This is a genomic window from Nitrosomonas oligotropha (assembly GCF_009833085.1).
Classification (GTDB): Bacteria; Pseudomonadota; Gammaproteobacteria; order Burkholderiales; family Nitrosomonadaceae; genus Nitrosomonas; species Nitrosomonas oligotropha.
This window is the reverse complement of sequence record NZ_QRBZ01000018.1, coordinates 1-13288: the sequence shown is the minus strand read 5'-3', so window position 1 is coordinate 13288 and position 13288 is coordinate 1. Positions and strand designations below refer to the sequence as shown.

Annotated in this window: 11 protein-coding genes and 1 pseudogene; 8 read left to right on the top strand and 4 right to left on the bottom strand. The window is 38.7% G+C overall.

From position 1 onward, the window contains the following. Positions 1 to 93, top strand: a pseudogene (locus ABD07_RS06375) (IS1595 family transposase); the annotation flags it as partial. Positions 94 to 261: 168 nt separating this feature from the next. On the opposite strand, the gene ABD07_RS06370 reads toward ABD07_RS06375, so the two are convergent. Together ABD07_RS06370 and ABD07_RS06365 are read right to left on the bottom strand one after the other, a co-directional pair. Beyond that, complete coding sequence (locus ABD07_RS06370; protein ID WP_160817604.1) at positions 262 to 1464, bottom strand: hypothetical protein; 1203 nt, start codon at positions 1462 to 1464, stop codon at positions 262 to 264. Positions 1465 to 1698: 234 nt separating this feature from the next. Then, a complete protein-coding gene (locus tag ABD07_RS06365; RefSeq protein WP_160817603.1) occupies positions 1699 to 2097 on the bottom strand; it encodes a PRC-barrel domain-containing protein in 399 nt (132 codons plus the stop codon). A 963-nt stretch (positions 2098 to 3060) separates the two neighbouring features. Here ABD07_RS06365 and ABD07_RS06360 point away from each other — a divergent pair. The 3 genes from ABD07_RS06360 (at position 3061) to ABD07_RS06350 (ending at position 5806) form a co-directional block, all read left to right on the top strand. Beyond that, entirely contained in the window at positions 3061 to 3267 is a 207-nt protein-coding gene (locus ABD07_RS06360) for a hypothetical protein (RefSeq protein WP_160817602.1), read from the top strand. Between the two features lie 145 nt (positions 3268 to 3412). Continuing rightward, complete coding sequence (locus tag ABD07_RS06355) at positions 3413 to 5365, top strand: AsmA family protein (RefSeq protein ID WP_160817601.1); 1953 nt, start codon at positions 3413 to 3415, stop codon at positions 5363 to 5365. A gap of 111 nt (positions 5366 to 5476) precedes the next feature. Continuing rightward, positions 5477 to 5806, top strand: a complete 330-nt coding sequence (locus ABD07_RS06350; protein ID WP_160817600.1) for a BON domain-containing protein — start codon at positions 5477 to 5479, stop codon at positions 5804 to 5806. A gap of 285 nt (positions 5807 to 6091) precedes the next feature. Here the strand turns inward: ABD07_RS06350 and corA are convergent, their stop codons facing one another. Next, the gene (gene corA / locus ABD07_RS06345) at positions 6092 to 7057 is read right to left on the bottom strand and encodes a magnesium/cobalt transporter CorA (RefSeq protein WP_160817599.1); all 966 of its coding nucleotides are present in this window, start codon (positions 7055 to 7057) and stop codon (positions 6092 to 6094) included. A gap of 346 nt (positions 7058 to 7403) precedes the next feature. Here corA and ABD07_RS06340 point away from each other — a divergent pair, with 346 nt between their 5' ends. From ABD07_RS06340 to ABD07_RS06330, 3 genes are all read left to right on the top strand, one after another. Continuing rightward, positions 7404 to 7982 (top strand): calcium-binding protein, encoded by a 579-nt coding sequence (locus ABD07_RS06340; protein WP_160817598.1) that lies wholly within the window; start codon positions 7404 to 7406, stop codon positions 7980 to 7982. 743 nt (positions 7983 to 8725) lie between these two features. Next, entirely contained in the window at positions 8726 to 9394 is a 669-nt protein-coding gene (locus tag ABD07_RS06335; protein ID WP_160817605.1) for an IS1595-like element ISNol1 family transposase, read from the top strand. Positions 9395 to 9477: 83 nt separating this feature from the next. Continuing rightward, a complete protein-coding gene (locus ABD07_RS06330) occupies positions 9478 to 11322 on the top strand; it encodes an AI-2E family transporter (RefSeq protein WP_160817597.1) in 1845 nt (614 codons plus the stop codon). A gap of 268 nt (positions 11323 to 11590) precedes the next feature. On the opposite strand, the gene ABD07_RS06325 is transcribed toward ABD07_RS06330, so the two are convergent. Next, complete coding sequence (locus ABD07_RS06325) at positions 11591 to 12334, bottom strand: TerC family protein (protein WP_160817596.1); 744 nt, start codon at positions 12332 to 12334, stop codon at positions 11591 to 11593. 272 nt (positions 12335 to 12606) lie between these two features. Here ABD07_RS06325 and ABD07_RS06320 point away from each other — a divergent pair, with 272 nt between their 5' ends. Beyond that, positions 12607 to 13077 carry a hypothetical protein gene (locus ABD07_RS06320; RefSeq protein WP_160817595.1) on the top strand — a complete coding sequence of 157 codons (471 nt, stop codon included), beginning with the start codon at positions 12607 to 12609 and terminating at the stop codon, positions 13075 to 13077. Positions 13078 to 13288: the final 211 nt, after the last annotated feature.

Sequence of the window (13288 nt, the reverse complement as noted above, 5' to 3'; positions counted from 1 at the left end):
TTTCCATTATTTCTTAAAGAGTGTGAATTCAGGTTTAATTATGGAACACCTAAGCATCAACTAAAAATACTGAAAAATTGGACTCAAATTTAATCTTATCTACTACAGCCCCTAAAACATTGATAAACAGTCGGTTTAGTTTGTAACTGTATCAAAGCTGTAATCTAAGTGGATGGTGAGTGATGTTCTTATTTCAATATATGCCAGTGTAAAAAATCTCCGTGGCCATAAAGACAACGGAGATTCATTAGTGAGTATAATTTATTTTGTATGTTGCAGGATAGGCAGTGATAATTCTCTTGCTCCACATCTTGCACCAAAGATAATTGCTATGAGCGCTACGATATAACTTATAAATATTAACCAAAGAATTGCACTGGCATATTGTCTAATTTCATTAGCCTTTTTCTCAATTTCATTACCTAATTTCTCGGCTTTATCTTTTACCGAATTTATCAGCTCATTTACTTGTTTTTCATCTAATTCAGTATTGCTAGCAATGAGTTCTTTCGCTTGTTTAACATCACCTTGAACCAAGGCTATTGCGATTAAGCTTATTGCTTGCGAATCTATCCGGTCTGCAGAATGATGTTTTCTATGCCATTCTTTGCTTTCTTTTTTGTTAGAACTCGCTATTTGAGTGTTATCACTATTTTTTGAAGAAGAAGCCTCAATATCTTTTGATGAGGTGCTATTATTGTTTCCGGCAGAACTATCGCTTTCTTTTGGTGAATCATTTCCTTGACGCGACTCATTGTCATCATTTTGAGATGATGCGCTATCAGCTTGGTTAGAATTACTAGCTGGAGCGATATCGCTATTTTCTGAAGTAGAAGTAGCATTACTTTCTGTAGAACCATTTTCTCGGCGCGATTCATTGTCATCATTTGGAGATGAAGAACTATTTTTCTGTTCAGAATTGGCTTTCTTTATTTCTTGTTTAAGAGAAGCTATTAATGGCTGAAAGGAAGAAGTTAACTGTGGTAATGCGCCATCGCCGCTTGATGAAGAAACTGCGTTGGACAAATTCATTCCAGCTGTAGCAGTTGTTTTTACTGCACTCGCCGCAGAACTTAATACGCTATTTACTCCCATCGCGCCTAACAGAGCAGCAATGATGATTGTGCAGGACCAGACCACGAGGCCATGTAAAGATACAGCAAGAGGATCTACATTTCCAGAGAGCCTGCCGGCAAGCCATCCTCCCAAAAAATAAGTAATTACAATCGTTCCAATTACCCATGCATACAAAGCAATACTTACAGCTAAGGATTCAGATTTAATATTTGTATCATGAGGATTAGGTATTTCAACAATACTTAACCCAATTGCCGAACTCAATGTAAATAAAAGCCAGCTCAATGCATATATGAAAACCAATCCGGCAAATACTGCCCCCCAATTAATTGTCCAAGTACTTCGGCTTGATGTTATCGAAATTTCTTTATTAGTATCAGAGTACATTTTTAGTCCTATTAGTTGATGATGGAAAGGAGCATGAATGTACTGTAATAGAAATTACGCGTCGGTATGGTTGCGTACATAGGGCACTTATATATCTGGACATAATTAAATTCCCTATGCTCTACTAAGAAAGAGTTTGCTATAACATGGGAACGACCAATTCACTGTGCAATTCGTCGTCCCATGTCTTGCCTTCTGCTACTGTGTCATACATCAAATGTATAGGCTAGCGACTTATTGCTTGGTAGTTCCATAATAAGAATGAATTTCATTTTCCCAGGATTTGTCCGCCATATTCGGCCAGTTGTCTTGATCGAATCCCGGTGCATTTTCAAGACGATCCTTATCAACATTGAGCACAAAATGTTTCTCTTTTGTGTCCAACTTTAGTGCACTCCAAGGTACCGCAAACAACTTGCTTCCTATCCCCAAAACACCGCCAAAGGACAGTACTGCATAACAAACTTTACCCGTCGTTGTATCCAGCATAATTTCTTTAATGTCCCCCAGATCATCACCATTTTGGTTGCAAACATCGTTTCCAATAAGTGTTTCGGCACCCATCAGACGAGCCCCGGAGGCTTGGTTATCACCTTTATAAATACCATGTGTATCGCGATCTTCGTAATTCATAAAAACTCCTGTAAAAAATGATTTTGTTAAAGGATTCTCTCATCATATTCTTTTGATTATCAGATCCTGGTGATAGAGCGTGTATGATTTTTCTACACCTCAATGATAATAATACCCATACGAACCAATACAATCCGTACGGTTACGCACAGAGCTAGAAGCAAATTTGGAATTGGTAGAGCCACATTCTGTTTCATCCCAGTATAGTTCTTCAGTCTTGGTGGCTAAATTGGAGCTAGCACATAGGAATGCGCGGTTGTAGCGCATCAAGAAGAGCCTGTTGCCTAACTAGAGCAGTTGCCAGCGAGAACAGTCTCATATCCAGATAGATGTAAAAAGGTATGTTCGGAGTTCTGTTCTATATAAATGATACTCGGCTAAAAATGTATAGCAAATGACTGGGAATTTTATTGGTGATCTTAAGGCTTAATTAGCGCTTGGAACAATTCGGGGCCTCAAGACGAAAAGTGATGATCAGGATTTTGGAGTGCATCCAGGGCAAGTTGGGTTGTGAAAGAAGGAGCTGTATGAGCAAGTATACAGTCTAGTTGAGTCCCAGCGCAGCGTGAGACCTTGTGGATCCATCAAGAGGGCTTGGAGGACTGTATTCCAAAATCGGTGGAATGAAGACGGAATTGGGCGGCATAAAAAATCCGGGATCTGTCAAAAACGGTTACGAGCACATTTGATCGATAAAACTGAACCATTGTAACGCTGCAACAATGTAAAAAAATTGGAATTAAGTACGTAATCGAACAGACATGTAATTGGATTAATCCGTATATTGATAAATTAAACCACATAAGAAAATAGGTATTTAGGCAGAGAGTATTAGATTCATCATTCAATTATAAAATTTGATAATAAATAAAGTTTTTTTCTGTTGTCTGCACTTGTTTCTGAGCAGAAAAAAACTTTGTTGCCTCGCTTATCTAAGTAAACCATAGACATGGAGTAAATTAAATGCAAATCAAATATAAAGGTTTAAGTATTATTACGGGGGCAGAATGTGATGCTAATTCGGATATTTGGAATGGGCGTTTTAGGGTCCTGAATGATAAAGACATTGTTGTCTATGAAAGTTTTACTCAATCTTGTTTAAATCAAATAGAAGCCTCCAATGCTGCCAAGCAAGCTGCTTATAAATGGATTGATGGACAAAAGTTATAACTGATATTTTGAAATCTACGTGCAATTTATAAGAGATTTTCATAACTATTATGTGATAAACCGCTACGTATACAAATGTTATCTTAAACCCACATTCTATTAATCACTCTTAGTCTTCAATGCTTAATACCTTTCTACATAAATAATGAAAATCTTTAAATGGATTGGAATTGCCGTTGTTATTTCGATGTTTTTGTTTATCCTGTTGCTTTCCCAGAAGAATTGGAATTGGGCGCGCGATTTAGCTGCGCATCAAATCAGTGAGCTAACACATCGCACGCTTACTATTGATGGAGATCTAGCTATCAATTGGTCTTTAGTGCCAATTATAAGGGTAGAAAAGATAAAGTTTGAGAATGCAGCTTGGGGTAAACATCCCTATATGTTTGAAATTGCGGCGTTAGATATAACTGTCGACTTGAAAGAAATTCTTAAAGGTCGCTTCATAATTCCACAAATTATACTCACTAAACCGAATATTATTTTAGAAAGATCCATCGAAGGTAAAGGCAACTGGGAATTTCAGGATAATGAAAATGCTAATGATAAAGATATAGAATATCCAGTAATTGAACGTGTGCGGATTGTTGATGGAACTCTAACGTATGAAGATTTAATTTCACATACACACTTCAGAGCTTTTTTTGATACTAAAATAAATGGAGAGGATGGGAGCGAAGCTACTGTATTTCAAGCCGAAGGTAAGCTAAAGGGGCGCCCCTTAACTATAAACCTAAATGCTGGACCATTAGTAGCGCTTCGTGAAGCAAAAAAGCCTTATCCAATGATTTTAGAATTATATGCGGGAGAAACTTCAATTAAAGTTAATGGTACCTTATCCCAACCTCTCCAACTCAAAGGCATAGATTTACAATTTGATATTAAAGGACCTAATCCAGAACAATTGTCGCATATCCTGGGTGCGCCCATGCCTAATCTCCCTCCTTATCAATTGAAAGGTGATTTATCGCATCATGATGATATATGGCAAATTCAAGGGTTACATGGGCATGTGGGAGATAGCGATCTCGCTGGAAATATTAGTTTAAAGATGGTTGCGGGACAACCACATGTAACCGCGGATTTAACTTCAAAGTTAATAGATTTAGATGATTTGGGACCCCTATTAGGTCTAGCTCCTGATACGGGTCCTGGTGAAACTGTCTCCTTAGCACAGCGAAAAGAAGCAGAAAAACAAACTGCGAGTCCATTCGTATTTCCTCATGAGCCCATTGATTTTAAAAAGTTACAAGATATTAATGTAGATATTTTATTAAGCAGCAAACATGTTAAATCAAAACTGCCTGTAGATGATCTTAGGATGCATATAATTAGTAAGAAGGGCCATTTAGTACTTGCACCTCTTGATTTTGGTGTTGCCTCAGGAAGAATCCGATCCCAGCTGGAATTTGATACAAAAAGTCAACCCGTAAAAAGCAAGATTGAGATCGAAATACATCATGTGAAATTGAGTGAAATTCTACGACCTTTTAAAATCGCTGATAAAAGTTCGGGATTGATCGGGGGCCAAGGAATATTCTGGTTCAAAGGAAATTCGGTCGCAGAAATGCTAGCCTCAGTAGATGGCGGTTTGTTAATGTTAATGACAGGGGGCCGATTAGATGGTTTATTGGTTGAACTAGCAGGTCTTGATTTAGGCGAAGCTATAGTTGCGCTATTTGATAAGGATGATAATACGGAAATCAATTGTGCTTTTGTGGATCTTCCAACTAGCGGAGGCATCATTAATTTGAGAACCTTCGTGGTAGATACTGAAGATACTGTTTTTTTAGGTAGCGGATCTATTGATTTTAATACTGAACAGATGGATCTGGTAATTGATCCTAAACCCAAGGATTTGAGTTTGTTTTCGGCTCGTGCACCTCTTCATTTAAAAGGGAGTTTAAAAGACCCCACTTTTACTCCTGAAGCTTCCGCTATTTTTCGAGGAGCTGTTTCATTGGCTTTGCTACCTTCGGCGCCAATTGCAAGCTTATATTCACTACTTCAAAAAGATCAGAAAAATAAAGGAAATCATAAACAAGATAACATCCTTTGTGTCGGCCTTGTAGACGCTATCAATGAAGCTCGCAAGTAAGTTATCTTATTTTTGATATTAAACAGAGAGTCGGCAATTAAACAGTTTTATTTTCATAGGGAAGAAGACCGAATACAGTGATACTAAAAAATCTTTTTAATGGGCGGATCAATGGAAATGTATAAATTAAAGAAAGAAATAAAATATGGATGGCTTATATTATATCTTTTCCTCTTAGTTATATCTGGCTGTTCTGGAATAAGAGGTACGAAAGCTGTCGAAGTAGTCCCAAAAGAAGATTTAGTTTTAGCTATGAGAATTAAAGCCAAATTAATTGAAACAAAAGAATTGAATGCTGCGGCTATCAATGTTGATGCTTCCAATGGATTGGTGAAATTAAGTGGATTTGTCGATACGTATTCTCAGCGAAAATTAGCACAATCCATTACGCAACAAATCCCAAAAGTCGAGCAAGTCGATAACCAAATTAAGATCAAATAAAATAACGTCTTTGTTAGATAAAAAAAAGAGGGTCTTAGTAAGTTAAGCACTTACAAGAGTGTGCTAACTTACTAAGATGAATGTTAAAAACAGATACTATTATAAATTGCGGTGTAAAAATGTACCACTGAGGCGCGCTAAATTACGCGGGAATGGCGGAATAAAAGTGTACTGATCCAGTGTCTTCCAGATAATGCGATTAGCTATAGTAGTCGTGAAATAAACTAGCAGCTATCCGATTTGACGAAGTGAAAGTGGGATAAATCAATTATTCAATGCATCCATTTATAACCAACCAATCTGCTTGAGACGAATATACAAAAAAAGACAGGCTGAGCAAATAGTCAGCAGCGCCAATGGGTAGCCGTATTCCCACTTCAGTTCGGGCATGTGTTCGAAGTTCATTCCCCATATTCCCGCTAAGGCTGTAGCGACCGCGAAAATTCCTGCCCACGCAGCTAGGCGCTTACTTACCTCATTGTTCTCAATAGCACCCATCGAGAGATTGACTTGGATGGCGGTGCTTATAGTGTCCCGGATGGTATCGATAGACGCGTCAATCCGAAACAAGTGATCATAAACATCTCGGAAGTAGTCCCGGATATTGAAACATACGGGAGGTGCGCGGCTGCCAGAAAGTTTGCCGGAAACTTCCATGAGCGGAGCTACGGCATGTTTCAAAACCATGATCTTTCGTTTAAGGCTGTAGAGTTGCTCAATATTTGAGAGAGCAGCTCCTTTGGTGAAAATTTTATCTTCGATCGCTTCCAATTCGGACTCCAAACGCTCGATTATTGGAAAATAACGATCCACCACTGCGTCCATTAAGGCATAGAGAACAAAACCCGATCCTTCCTTAAGGAGATACTGCTCCCGCTCACAGCGCTCACGTACCTCATGAAAATCTTGCTGGCTTCGGTTTCTGACCGACAGTATGTAGTTAGGTCCGATAAAAACATTCAACTCGCCCAGGTAGTTTTCCTCCTTGCTAGGGTCAAGCAAATGCATTACAACAAAGACTGATTCGCCATATTCCTCAAGTTTGGGGCGCTGGTGGCCGTGGCGCGCATCCTCAATTGCTAATTCATGGAGATTGAATTCTTCTTTCATCTTGTCAAGTTCTTCGGGCGTTGCATCCCGCAGAGCAACCCAAACAAAACACTCTGATCGTTCTAGATAGTCGCTGATTTCCTCTACCGTAAGATCAGCCAAGCGCACACCATTTTCGTAAGCAACACAGTTAATGAGCACGACTGATTCTCTATTTTTTAAAAGAGGTATAAGTCTACACGTATCATGTTTGATGAACTAGCGTTGACTTAAAGTAAGTCTTGCTACGGGATTGTTTATTACTTCCCATTAAGCTAGTTTTATCCCAGATCATCATTATTTTTGTAGATCAATTTTTTATTCTCTATGTGCGGAATCGTACATATCTATCTAAAAGAATGCGTTAGTTTACTATTGCAAGGGGAAGATTTAACTTTTTTGCGCTGTAAATTTGACCCAAGTAAGTATGTAACCAAGAAAAAAAAGACCGATCTCTTTCTGCAACTGTAGAAGTGGATTTCCAAATTAAACATTAGGAGAAATTGATATGAGTATAAGTATAGATGATGGATCAGTAGGTCAAGATGACTTCCTCGGAAACGATAATAATGATCACTTTCACGCAGGCGATGGCAATAATAATATCAATGGCGGTGGCGGAAATGACGGATTGGATGGGGGTGATGGTAATGATGTTTTAATAGGTGGGCTAGGTGATGACGTTCTCATTGGTGGAGATGGCAATGATAATCTTGAGGGCGATGATGGCGATGATCAACTCGACGGGGGCGTAGGAGATGATGTTTTGAAAGGTGGTTTAGGTGATGACATTCTCCATGCGGGAGATGGTAATGATGACTTAACTGGTGGTGCAGATAAAGATCAGTTCAGTTTTTATGCTCCTGGTCATTTTACCGTGCAAGATTTTGATGCTTCAGCTGATTTATTGATGTTTGATTCAGAATCTACCGGTCTCAATAACTTTGATGAATTATCGTCAGTTATTAGTAGTTTAGAAGATACAAGTGAAGGAGTTATCATACATTTTGTTGATGATGTCGCGTCTATCACTCTGATTGGGCTCCATCCGGGTGATTTATCTGCGGATATGGTTGGATTTTCTTAAGAAGCTGATCGTGAAGGGGTATGTCGTTCAAAACGATTCAGACGTATAGTGCCCTTAATCAAGAGACGGTTTGTGGCTCATAAGGTTTGAAAATTTTGCTAAGTTATCGGGTGCGTAATAGGAAGTTGTTATTTTTTTAACAACTTCTTGATGGGTGTACTTCCGAACTGAACTGAATTGAAAATATTTTGGACAATTTTAATTTTTAATTGAGATATAGGAAATTATCATGAATCAGGGAAAAAATTATCTACAGCAAATATTATGTGCGCAGTTTTTATAATTGATATCTCTATTGCATTCGCCGACACAACAAGTACATCAATTGGAGCGACTAAAAACTCTGAAATACAAAAGATGCAATCGGATACTGCAAGAAATCCTGCTTTAGTTAATCCGAATGATCCGCGACTGGCACTAATTTAAATAACCCTGTTGCACAACCAAACAGCACCTCAGGAGTTAATCCTGACTTCTCCTTCCGGAACCAGTTCAAGCAGTTCATCAAGTGTTAATCCTAGTAGCTCATCAGGAGCTGGCGCTGGGGCAGGAAAACAAAGTGAAGGATTAATATTAACAGCCAATTTAGCTGTTAATAAAATACATCACCAACAAGCTCAATGACTGTTTCTCAGCCTTTCTTTGCATTACCTGTCAATCGGCATGTAAAACTTACCAGAATGTTAGCTCAAAAATTTAAATTGGGCTCTAGACTAGCAGACACAATCTGTTGGTCTAGCAAGATGTTAAGAAACAGTAAATTAAGTGATTATTATATTAGAAAAATAATTCAATGCTTTTGCATTGATATACCTGCCAGCAAAGCAGCTCTGCTGTTAGGTAAAAATCGTAACACGATTAATCGTTGGTATGGCATTTTCAGGCAAGTAATCTATAACCATCAGACTGCCCTTAAAGACAAACTGTTAGGCAAAGTGGAAGTTGATGAAAGCTATTTTGGTGCGAAACGGCATCGTGGTTATCATGGCAAACTCAAACGCGGTCGCGGCACATTAAAACAACCTGTATTTGGTGTGTTCGAGCGAGATGGCAGGGTATACACCGAAATAGTACCGGACTGTAAACGCTTGACTTTACAAGCGGTGATACTGGGTAAAGTATCCATTGAAAGTGTCATTTATAGTGATGGCTGGCGTGGCTATAATGGTTTGGTAGATGTGGGGTATTCCAAGCACTTTCGTGTATCTCATGGTGATAATGAATTTGCTCGGGATGGGCATTGCCATATTAACGGTATCGAATCGTTTTGGAGTTTCACCAAGCGGCGGCTGGCAAAGTTTAACGGTGTGTCGGTTAACTTTGAGCTGCATTTAAAAGAATCTGAGTGGCGTTGGAAAAAACAACCTGATGCACTTGCTAATGAACTATGGCAAATCATCAGATATTATTAATCTCTGCTAGTCTAGAGCCTAAATTGTTTAAAGAAAGACCATCATTTTTGCATACGTTTGAATCGATAGGGTGATTTTACGAAATGAAGAAAGATAATTATTTATCTAATGTTTCCTTGTTGATTGGATTGGCTCTAACTATTGGATTTCTATCGTGGGCTCGAGTAATTATTACCCCTTTGGCGCTAGCGATTTTGTTTACTTTTCTGCTATCACCAGTTGTCATTTGGTTGCAACGATATAGTGTGCCGCGGATTTTAGCGGTAGTCTTAGCGGCCTCTCTAGCTCTGAGTATTGTAATAGCTACGGCATGGAGTATTACTAATCAGATAGCCAGTTTAGTAGATTCCTATCCAAAATATGAAGAAAACATTCTGAGTAAGATTCATGAATTGTACGAACGGGACCAAGGCGGTTTCCTGGACAAATTGCAGGGAGCAAGTGAACGAATAACTGAACAAATAAGCGATAAGCAAGTTGAGGAGAAAGCTATCACGGTTAGAGAGAAAGAGATCGTTCAACCCGTGCGCATCGTAGAAGAGGGGCCATTCGGTTTCTCACAAATCTGGTCGATAATTGGTCCGATGCTAGAACCCATAGCCAATGCGGGTTTTGTGATCGTGCTAGTTTGTTTTATGCTGATTAATCGTGAGGATCTACGTGATCGTGTCATTAAGTTGATAGGGGTTGATCAGATAGCCAACACTACTCGCGCACTAGAAGACGCCGGAGAGCGGGTTAGTCGCTATCTGCTCATGCAGTTACTTATTAACTCTGGCTATGGGCTAGGTATAGGAATTGGCCTATGGTTCATTGGAGTGCCCTATGCTCCCTTGTGGGGGTTTTTTGGTGCGTTATTGCGTTATATTCCTTATCTAGGGCCCTGGCTTGCAGCTACCCTCCCAATAATGCTAAGTCTTTTGATTTCACCTGATTGGTCAATAGCCATTATGGTAGCTACATTGTTTGGTGTGCTTGAACTCCTCACCAATATCGTACTTGAGCCAATGATTTATGGGCGAGGTATCGGAGTTTCTCAAGCAGCGCTATTAATTTCTGTTGCGTTCTGGACTTGGTTATGGGGACCTATTGGACTTATCTTGGCCTCGCCGCTAACCGTATGTATTGTAGTCTTGGGACGATATGTTCCATACCTTAATTTTATTGATACGTTGTTAGGAGATCAACCACCATTATCCCCAACAGACCGTTTTTACCAAAGACTTCTAGCAGGTGATGGTGATGAAGCTTCAAGAATAATGGAGCTTGAGACAGCAAATGATAATTTAGCTTATGCGCTAGATAAGCTTGCAGTTTCAGCGTTGGTTCAAGCGCGGATGGATTTACGTAACCATAAAATTGATTCGAATGAGCAACGCGGATTAATAGATGATTTACGTGTAATTATTGCCGATCAAACTTCTGAAACAAACAAAGATAAAGTGGTAATCGAGGAAAACACCGTTTCCTCATCTAAAATCACCATTCTAGCGACCCCCGCTAGAGATAGAACTGACGAATTAGCGGTGACCATGCTTTCTAAGCTAGCGCAAGATGGTACACATTTTGATTGGCAAGAAACACAATCAACGGTCATGGTGTCAGACACGCTTGCTTTGATAGAGCAAATCAAACCAGATATGGTAAATATCGTCTCAATTCATCCAGGAAATTTGACACATACGATTTACCTGTGCAAACGGATACGCGGCCGCTTTCCACAAATGTTTATTATGGTTTGTCGTTATGGGTATAAAGAAGGGGAGTTACTGGAAGTAGACCAGAATAGGATACAAACTGCAGGTGCAAATAGAATTGCGTACCATTTAATTGACTCAATTTCCGAATTTTATAGATTAAATACCTTGGATAAGTTAGTTAATTTAGATAATTCCAATCTTAAAGTGGAGAGCAACCTTAATCCCTAAAACTCCACAAAGGCATTGAGATATGCATCATTTTCGCGGAGTCTAAAGTTTTATAAGATTAAAATACCATTGCTATTTGGTACCTTTTTACTCCGCTATTAACACCATTTAAAAATCATTACCGGTAAAATTCAAAAGTACTCTCACTCAAACCACTTTGATTCAAAAAAAAATCATTAGCGCGAATCTATTTTTTACGGATAATGTAATAGAATCACAATTCATAGCTTATCGGGAAATATTTCTTGGAATAAATAACGGCTCTCTGCTATTCAGAAATTTTCTTGTAGAGTTTGACGGGGACCATTCGTTTCTTTCGCATACGAAGATTGAGCATCTCTACTGTGACGGAAAAAGCCATTGCAAAATAAATATAACCCTTTGGCACATGCACACCGAACCCCTCCACCATGAGCGTGACGCCCACTAAAATAAGGAACGAAAGAGCAAGAATTTTGATTGTGGGATGTTCGTCTACGAAGTCCCCGATAGTTTTTGCAGCTATCAGCATTACGATTACTGCAAGAATAATAGCAGTCGCCATGAGAATTACCTGATCAACCAGTCCGACCGCCGTGATGACTGAATCCAGTGAGAATACAATATCCAACAACGCAATTTGGAGCAGCACCATTCCCAAACTGGTGACCACAATCAAACGACCAGTCTCTTCTATTCCTTCTAAGCTGTTATGGATTTCATGTGTAGCTTTGGCCACCAGAAACAGACCGCCCCCAATCAGAATTACATCGCGTCCTGAAATCTCAAATGAAAGCAATGTTATCCACGGTTCGGTTAATCCCATTACCCAAGTGATCGAAAATAGCAAAGCCAAACGAGTCATCATGGCAAGGCCAAGCCCTATTTTTCTGGCAAACGCACGTTGACTTTCTGGAAGGCGTCCGACAAGTATGGAGATAAATATAATGTTATCGATCCCCAAAACAATTTCTAGTGCAGTTAATGTGCCTAATGCTATCCACGCTTCAGGACTTGCCAGCCATTCAAACATCAAGGTTTTCCCTTTTTTTTCTGACGGTCATAAATGGTGGACAGAATTCACTGTTAATTGTTCATCGAGCGCACGGCTGATATCAGCAGTTTATAGCTCAGTTGTTTTTTCATAATGTTTCTCAACAAACCTGATTTCTGCACAGATACAGTAAGCATAAATATATTTTTAAGCAAAAATAAAAGTATTTGATAACCCATTATGGGGTCAAAAATACAGATGAAAGTTTCAAAAAAGGTTTATCTTCTATACAAGATTATAAGGGACAGATTATGAAATGGTTGGCAGGAATTATTATATTGATTTTGCTAGTAGTATCAGAAAAATTTAGGAGATTTGCAGGTATTTTTGTTTTGGTATGTGCTGTTGGTGGCTTGTTATTTTGGCAGTATCAAGAATATGAAAAGAATAAATCCAGAAACAGGATTTCACCTTCAGAGTTAGTTTTAAAAAATGTTTCATTTAAGCTCTCACACAGTAGCTATGAAATGACGGGTCGTATAATCAATAACTCTGAAAAATTTACTTTGAATGGTGTGCAATTAAAAATTACCATTAAAGATTGTGCGAATAACAATAATATTGATTGCATTATTTTTTCAGAAAAAAATGAATATATTTATGTCCATATTCCACCCAAACAAGCCAGAGATATTAGAAAAGATATTTCGCTATACTCGGACCAGAATAAAGAGGATAGGTTGGTTTGGAATTATTCGATAGAGTATGCTGAGTCAGAATAGATTGGGGTTTGTATGTCATACGAGCTACATACAATGGCGAATCGTCACAGTGTTGTGGTCAAGCATATTACGATTTTAAAATTTAACAAGTGTTTAACCCAATATAATTGTTAGAGCGTTATTTTTATCAAGCCTTATCTGTAAGAATTTCTAGCGTTGTTTACAGTATTCAGGAGAATACTGTAGATGAACATACACAAACGTACCCGAT

Bases quoted from the DNA above. Each gene is read 5' to 3' on its own strand.
- ABD07_RS06355 (WP_160817601.1), top strand. From the start codon at position 3,413: ATGAAAATCTTTAAATGGATTGGAATTGCCGTTGTTATTTCGATGTTT.
- ABD07_RS06335 (WP_160817605.1), top strand. From the start codon at position 8,726: ATGTTAAGAAACAGTAAATTAAGTGATTATTATATTAGAAAAATAATT.
- ABD07_RS06360 (WP_160817602.1), top strand. From the start codon at position 3,061: ATGCAAATCAAATATAAAGGTTTAAGTATTATTACGGGGGCAGAATGT.
- ABD07_RS06365 (WP_160817603.1), bottom strand. From the start codon at position 2,097: ATGAATTACGAAGATCGCGATACACATGGTATTTATAAAGGTGATAAC.
- ABD07_RS06325 (WP_160817596.1), bottom strand. From the start codon at position 12,334: ATGTTTGAATGGCTGGCAAGTCCTGAAGCGTGGATAGCATTAGGCACA.
- ABD07_RS06350 (WP_160817600.1), top strand. From the start codon at position 5,477: ATGGAAATGTATAAATTAAAGAAAGAAATAAAATATGGATGGCTTATA.
- ABD07_RS06370 (WP_160817604.1), bottom strand. From the start codon at position 1,464: ATGTACTCTGATACTAATAAAGAAATTTCGATAACATCAAGCCGAAGT.
- ABD07_RS06320 (WP_160817595.1), top strand. From the start codon at position 12,607: ATGAAATGGTTGGCAGGAATTATTATATTGATTTTGCTAGTAGTATCA.
- ABD07_RS06330 (WP_160817597.1), top strand. From the start codon at position 9,478: ATGAAGAAAGATAATTATTTATCTAATGTTTCCTTGTTGATTGGATTG.
- ABD07_RS06340 (WP_160817598.1), top strand. From the start codon at position 7,404: ATGAGTATAAGTATAGATGATGGATCAGTAGGTCAAGATGACTTCCTC.